This window comes from Acinetobacter sp. F16, assembly GCF_052712855.1.
In genome coordinates this window covers 1-861 of the sequence record NZ_JBRATK010000036.1, presented here as the reverse complement: position 1 = coordinate 861, position 861 = coordinate 1, and the positions used below count along the sequence as shown (strand labels likewise).

1 protein-coding gene is annotated in these 861 nt (G+C 33.8%); it reads right to left on the bottom strand.

The window, feature by feature from the left end:
- Window positions 1-17: 17 nt before the first annotated feature.
- A complete protein-coding gene (locus ACU0NF_RS11850) occupies window positions 18-782 on the bottom strand; it encodes an IS5 family transposase (RefSeq protein ID WP_067729117.1) in 765 nt (254 codons plus the stop codon).
- Window positions 783-861 lie beyond the last annotated feature (79 nt).

Sequence of the window (861 nt, the reverse complement as noted above, 5' to 3'; positions counted from 1 at the left end):
TAGGGTCTGTTGACATTTCAAGTATAGAATTTACCCGATAAAGGTAGCCAAATAAATACACAAGCTAATGCAACTGCACCCTCATAGCTACACTTTAGCTTATCATATCGTGTTGCTATTCCTCTGAACTGCTTTAACCTACAAAATGCATTCTCAACTAAGTGCCTGATTTTATATAAATACCAATCCATATGGTCATTATTTGACTGTGTATTTGATTTTCTTGGAATATTAGCTTTAGTTTTTTTCGCAGATATTTGTTCCCTTAATGATTCAGAGTCATATCCCTTGTCTGCACAACATACTTCCGTTTCACTCAAATCCAGTTTTTCAATCATTTTTGGAGCAATCTTGACGTCATGCGTCGTTCCATCGGAGATAATAATTTCAATTGGATTGCCATCTGCATCAACAGCTAAGTGTATTTTAGAACTATTTCCACCAATGCTTTTAGAAATATCCTGATCTTTTATTCCAGCAGAATGTTGGTGTGCCCGAACATGACTACCGTCAATAAAAACCCATTCCATATCAGCATTTGAAGAAATTAATTTAAATACTTTCATTAGCTTATCATTTTTACACCAACGATTATATTTTTTAAATATTGAGTTATACGAACCAAATTCTTTAGGCAAATCACGCCAAGGACAGCCTGTTCTTATTCTATAAAGTATGGCTTCGACAAAATTTCTCAAATTAGATTTGAAATAGATATCAAAATTTCGGAAAATAGAAAGTAACTTAGACCAGTGTTGATTATTCAGCATTGTACGAGGCATAGCGAGAGTAAAATTGGGTTTGGCGATTTAATTTTACTACCTCGCTATTTTTTTAAGCAACAAATGTCAACAGACCCTA

What these genes read in the sequence shown, in the direction of transcription:
- ACU0NF_RS11850 (WP_067729117.1), bottom strand. Translation starts at nt 782, where the DNA reads ATGCCTCGTACAATGCTGAATAATCAACACTGGTCTAAGTTACTTTCT.